At 60.8% G+C, this 6,480-nt stretch carries 3 protein-coding genes; 2 read left to right on the top strand and 1 reads right to left on the bottom strand.

The window, feature by feature from the left end; genetic code table 11:
- Nucleotides 1-2,859, bottom strand: a 2,859-nt coding sequence (locus HUJ17_RS14935; protein WP_290511435.1) for a GGDEF domain-containing phosphodiesterase, incomplete at its 3' end; no start/stop codon positions are given.
- Nucleotides 2,860-3,044: 185 nt separating this feature from the next.
- Between HUJ17_RS14935 and uvrD the strand changes: the two genes are divergently transcribed.
- Together uvrD and HUJ17_RS14925 are read left to right on the top strand one after the other, a co-directional pair.
- Nucleotides 3,045-5,207, top strand: a complete 2,163-nt coding sequence (gene uvrD / locus HUJ17_RS14930) for a DNA helicase II (RefSeq protein WP_290511434.1) — start codon at nt 3,045-3,047, stop codon at nt 5,205-5,207.
- Between the two features lie 190 nt (nt 5,208-5,397).
- On the top strand, nt 5,398-6,480 hold a 1,083-nt coding region (locus tag HUJ17_RS14925), incomplete at its 3' end, for a TRAP transporter substrate-binding protein (protein WP_290511433.1).

The following is a 6,480-nucleotide window of genomic DNA, read 5'->3' as shown; positions in this document are numbered from 1 at the left end:
ATACGCCTGCGTATGCAACAACTCCACCAGCTCCTTTTCCGGCACCGGGCGGCTGATCAGGTAGCCCTGGATGCTGTCGCAGTGCATGTCGCGCAGGATGCTCAGGTGGGCGTCGGTTTCCACGCCTTCGGCGACCACGTTCATCTGCAGGCTGTGGGCCATGTCGATGATGGCGCGGGTGATGGCGGCGTCGTCCGGGCTCTTGTCCAGGTCCATGATGAAGGAGCGGTCGATCTTCAGGGTGTCCACCGGGAAGCGTTTCAGGTAGCTCAGTGAGGAATAGCCGGTGCCGAAGTCGTCCAGGGCCAGTTCGATGCCGCGGGTGCGCAGCTGCTGGAGCAGTTCGATGTTTTGCTCCATGTCTTCCATGATCAGGCTTTCGGTGAGCTCCAGTTCCAGCAGGTGGGCCGGCAGCTCGGTGCTTTCCAGTACCCGGTCGACAATCTCTGCCACATTGCCCTTGCGGAACTGATGGGCAGACAGGTTCACCGAAACGCAGATATTCCCCAGACCTTGCTTGTGCCACTGGTGTGCCTGGCGACAGGCGCGCTCCAGCACCAGTTCGCCGATGGCGGAAATCAGCCCGGTTTCCTCGGCCAGTGGAATGAAATCTGCCGGCGGTAACAGGCCCATGGTGGGGTGCTGCCAGCGTACCAGGGCTTCCACCGAGGTAATGCGGTTGCTGGCCAGATCCATTTTCGGTTGGTAATAGACCACGAATTCGTTCTTGAAGATGGCCTTGCGCAGACTGGTCTCCAGAGCCAGCTGTTCCACCGAGGCCACGCGCATGTTGCCGCGGTAGAACTGGAAATTGTTGCCGCCGCTGCGCTTGGCCTGGTACACCGCCATATCCGCCTGATTGATCATGCTCTGGGCTTCCTTGGCGGTGTCCGGGAACACGCTGATGCCAATGCTGGCCCCAAGTAGCAGTTCGTGGCCATCAATCATGAAGGGCTTCTTCATGGCGTTGATCAGTTTCTGGCAATGCTGGCTGATGGCGCCTTCGCCGCCGGGATTCTCCAGCAGCAGGGTAAACTCGTCGCCGCCCACCCGGGCCAGGTTTTCTTCACCGCCAGCGTGCCGGCCGATGCGGTCGGCGGCGGCTTTGAGCAGGCGGTCACCGATTTCATGGCCCAGGGATTCGTTGATCGGCTTGAAGCGATCCATGTCGATCATCAGTAGCGCCACCTTTTCCCGGTTCAGTCGCGCCAGGGTCAGGGACTTGTGCAGATGCTCGCGGAACTGGGTGCGATTGGCCAGGCCGGTGAGGCGGTCGTAATTGGAGAGGAACTGCAGCTGCTGCTCGGTTTCCTTGCGAGCGGTCAGGTCGGACATCATGCCCACATAGCGAATCACTCGCTTCTGTTCATCGCGAACCGCACTGACCTGCAGCCATTCCGGGAAAATTTCGCCGTTATGACGACGCTCATTGATTTCCCCTTCCCAGAAACCGCTTTCATTGAGAGCGGCGGTGATCGCCAGGTAGGCCTCTTTGTTGGCATGGGTGCTCTCCTCGTCGAGGATGCGTCTGCCCAGAACCATGGATTCGCTGTAGCCGGTGATCTGCTCGAAGCGGGCATTTACTGCCAGGAAGCGGAATTTGTGATCCAGGATGAAAATGCCTTCCGGGGCGTTATCGAACACAGTGGCGGCCAGTCGCAGCTGTTCCTGGCTCTGACGGTCTTCGGTGATATCCCGGCGGGTGCCGATCATGCGCAGGGCGCGACCCTGGTCGGACCATTTCACCACCCGGCCCTCGTCCTCGATCCAGCGCCAGCTGCCATCCGCATGGCGCAGCCGGTACACAGCATGGTAACGGTCATCCTGGCCCTTGAAGTGGGACACCATGGCGCGGCGGATGCGGGTCAGATCTTCCGGGTGAACCAGGGTTTCCAGATCGCCGAAAAAGTTCTTGAAGTAGGCGCCGTCGTAGCCCAGCAGGCGGTCGAAGTTGGTGTGGTAGTTGCGACCGGTATCCAGCATCCAGTCCCACAGGCCGATATTGCTGGCTTCCAGCGCCAATTCCAGCCGTTCGCCGGTGGCCGCCAGGGCCTGATTGGTTTCGCCCAGTGCCCGGGTGCGCTCCTGCACCATGGATTCCAGCCGCTCGTTGGTTTCCTGCAGGCGTTGCCGGGCTTCCTTGCGTTCGTAGATTTCCTGGGCCAGCTTCTCGTTGAGTGCTTCCGCGTCGCTGCGCGCACGGTTCAGATAGTCGATCAGCGAGCGGTTGCTGGCCTGCAGCATCATGGCCTGGTGGCCGGTCTGGTTGATGCGTCGGGCAGCAAACAGGAAGAACAGGGCCAACAATGACATCAGCAGCATCAGCGACAGCTGGCCATGGGCCTGGGTTTCCGACAGCCGCAGCATGCCGGGACCGAGCAGCATCAGCAGGTACAGGAAAACGGTGGGGAAGTGGCTGCTGTAGGCTGCCAGGGCCATGGTGCTCAACCCCAGCCCCAGGCAGGCAATGGTGAGCTGGGCGGCCAGCATGTCGCTGGCAAACAGGGTATCCAGAGGATTGAACAGGTAACCGGCCGCGCCCAGTATCAGTGGGGAGCTCAGGGCAATGACGGAGAGAATGCGCCGGCAATGGGGCGTGGCCATATCGTTGCGAAGGCGCCGATGGCATAGCGGCAGGGCGACCATCCTGCCGACCTGGACGGCACCCACCAGCCCCAGCCAGATCAGCAGATGCTGTCGGGAAATCGGGGTAGCCCAATAGGCCCATACCAGCGTGATGGCACTGGCTATTTCCAGCAAAATCAGTACCGCGATGCCACTGAGTAACAGTTGGCACTGTTCAGTGACCACGCCATTGAACGGCGGAGCGGTTCGGGTTTGCGGAGACTGCGAAGACACCTTGATTATTATCCTCTGGCGTTTAGCCGAGTGTTTTTCTTTGTCAGTTTACCTATCGGCGATGCCAAGGGAAACCGCCATCTCGCTATCGATGATGGCGTATTGCCATGCTGTAGGGGGGATCTGGCCCCGGGTTTCGGTATGCAGGCATCGCGCCAGCGGACATTCTGCTAAACTCCCGCGCCATGGATGACGTAACTTCCCTTATTGATGGCCTGAACCCGGCCCAGCGCGATGCGGTGGCTGCCGATGACCGACATTTACTGGTGCTGGCCGGTGCCGGCTCGGGCAAGACCCGGGTGCTGGTGCACCGCATCGCCTGGCAGATCGCCACCGAGCAGGCCTCGCCGTTCGGTATTCTGGCGGTGACTTTTACCAACAAGGCCGCTGCCGAAATGCGCGGGCGTATCGAGCAGTTGCTGGACATGTCCGCCGACGGCATGTGGGTGGGCACCTTCCACGGCATTGCCCATCGCCTGCTGCGCGCCCACTGGCAGGAAGCGGGCCTGCCCCAGGGCTTCCAGATCATCGATGCGGATGATCAGATTCGGCTGATCAAGCGGGTGATCAAGGAGCTGGGACTGGACGAACAGCGTTGGCCCGCCCGTCAGGCGACCTGGTTTATTAATGGCCAGAAGGATGAGGGCCTGCGTGCCAAGCACATGGACGCCAATGGCGACCTGTTCGTGCAGACCATGCAGAAGATCTACTTCGGCTATGAAGAAGCCTGCGAGCGCAGCGGCCTGGTGGACTTCAACGAAATGCTGTTGCGGGTGCTGGAGCTTTTCCGCGACAACGATGACCTGCGTGGCCATTATCAGCGTCGCTTCCGGCACATCCTGGTGGACGAGTTCCAGGATACCAACAGCATCCAGTACGCCTGGCTGCGGTTGCTGGCCAACGACGATAACGCCGTGACTATCGTCGGTGATGACGACCAGTCCATCTACGGCTGGCGTGGCGCCAAGATCGAGAATATCCATAAGTTCGGTCGTGATTTCCCGGATACTCGCACCATTCGCCTGGAACAGAACTACCGCTCTACGGGCACTATCCTGAAAGCCGCCAACGCCGTAATTGGCAACAATGCCGACCGGCTCGGCAAGGAGCTGTGGACCGAAGGCAGCGATGGTGACCCGATTCGCCTCTATGCCGGTTTCAATGAAGTGGACGAAGCCCGCTTTATTGCCGGGCGGGTGGAAAAGTTGTTTCAGGAAGGGACCGCGCGGCGGGAAATGGCGGTGCTGTACCGCTCCAACGCCCAGTCCCGGGTGCTGGAAGAAGCTTTTTTGCAGGCCGGCATTCCCTACCGCATTTACGGCGGCCAGCGCTTTTTCGAGCGGGCGGAAATCAAGAACGCCCTGGCCTATCTGCGCCTGCTCAGCCATCGCGATGCGGACGCCGCCTTCGAACGGGTGGTGAACACTCCCACCCGTGGCATCGGCAACAAGACCCTGGAAAGCCTGCGCGAGCTGGCACGTCAGCGTGGCGTGTCCCTGTGGGCTGCCGCCCAAACGCTGGTCAGTGAGCAGTTACTTACCGCTCGGGCCACCAACGCCCTGGCGGTGTTCCTGAATTTGGTGACACAACTGGACAAGCAGTGTGAAGGCCTGTCGCTGGCGGAAACCACCGAGCATGTGATCGAAGCCAGTGGCCTGGTGGACTTTCATGGCAAGGAAAAGGGCGAGAAGGGCCAGCAGCGGCTGGAAAACCTGCGCGAACTGGTCTCTGCCACCCGGGAATTTGGCGACGAGGATGAAGACTCCGAACTGGACAGCCTCACCGCCTTTCTGGACCACGCCGCTCTGGAATCCGGCGAGGGCCAGGCCGATGCCCACGAGGACGCGGTGCAGATGATGACCCTGCACTCTGCCAAGGGCCTGGAATTCCCGGCGGTGTTCATCTGTGGCATGGAGGAAGGTCTGTTCCCCCACCAGATGTCCAGCCAGGAGCCGGGCCGCATGGCTGAAGAGCGGCGCCTCTGCTACGTGGGCCTGACCCGCGCCATGCGCGAGCTGTACCTGACCCATGCGGAAAGCCGTCGCCTTTACGGCAATGAAAACCACAATCCGCCCAGTCGCTTCCTGCGCGAGATCCCCGCCGAGTTTCTGGAAGAAATCCGCGCCCGGGCCGGCTTCAGCCGGCCGGTGGGCGGCGCCGCGCGGCCGATTCGCGAAACCGAGTCCAATGGCATCAACCTTGGCGCGCGGGTATTGCACCCGAAATTCGGCGAAGGCACCGTATTGCACTTTGAGGGACAGGGCCCCAACGCCCGGCTGCAGATCAATTTTGACGGCGCTGGCACCAAGTGGCTGGTCAGCCAGTACGCCCGACTGGAAGTGATTTGATTTACCACAGAGGACGCAGAGTTCACTGAGGAAATTCGCCGTGCAATCCGTGCCCTTTATCAGTGACGAAGAAACACCCCAGCCGTTGGCAGGGCGTCATGGAAAAGAACCACACAAACCGGAGAGGAGGGGTTTTTCTCAGTGAACTCTGCGTCCTCTGTGGTAATAACAATGATTGGAGGATACCCCCTTGGATCGTCGTAAATTTGTTTCCGCCCTGGGTCTTGGGCTGGGCGGCCTGGCACTGGCCGGCTGCGAACAGAAAGACTGCCCGCCCGAGGAGGGTCAGGCGGCTGCCGGCGCGGAGCCGGAAAAGAAAAAGCCTGAACAGCAGACCTACGAATGGAAAATGGTAACCACCTGGCCGAAGAACTATCCCGGCCTGGGTGCCGGCGCCAACCGGTTTGCCAAGCGCGTGGAAGAAATGTCTGCCGGGCGTATCAAGATCAAGGTCTATGGCGCCAAGGAACTGGTGCCGGCCTTTGAAGTCTTCGATGCGGTACGCCAGGGCAGCGCCGAGATGGGTCACGGGGCGGCCTACTACTGGAAAGGCAAGCACCCGGCCACGCCGTTCTTCACCGCCGTCCCCTTCGGGCTTACCGCCCAGGAAATGAATGGCTGGTTACACCATGGTGGTGGTCAGAAACTTTGGGACGATCTGTACGCCCAGTTCAATCTCAAGCCGTTTGCCTGTGGCAACACCGGCACCCAGATGGCGGGTTGGTTCAACAAGGAAATCAACAGCGTTGAGGACCTGAAGGGTCTGAAGATGCGTATGCCGGGCCTCGCCGGAGAGGTGCTGGGTAAGGTGGGTGCCACGCCGGTGCAGCTGCCCGGTGCCGAGGTGTTCACCTCCATGCAGACCGGCGCCATTGATGCGGCGGACTGGGTCGGCCCCTACAACGACCTGACCTTTGGCCTGCACCGGGTAGCCGAGTACTACTATTATCCGGGTTGGCAGGAGCCGGGCCCGACCCTGGAACTGACCATCAACAAGACGGTATGGGACAGCTTGCCGGCGGACCTGCAGGCGATCATCCGTTACGCCGCCCAGTCGGAAAACCAGGACATGCTCGACGAGTACACCGCCCAGAACAACGCGGCCCTCCAGGAGCTGGTCAACAAGCACGGGGTGAAACTGCGCCGGTTGCCGGATGATGTCCTCAAAGCCTTGAAAGAGGCCAGCGACGAAGTCATCGAAGCCCTGGTGGCCGACAACAGCGACGCACGCAAAGTGTACGAGTCCTACCGCAAATTCCGCGACGAATCAGTG

The organism is Alcanivorax sp., assembly GCF_014762765.1.
Lineage (GTDB): Bacteria > Pseudomonadota > Gammaproteobacteria > Pseudomonadales > Alcanivoracaceae > Alcanivorax.
The sequence above is the reverse complement of the archived record's forward strand: the minus strand, read 5'-3'. Positions and strand labels throughout refer to the sequence as shown.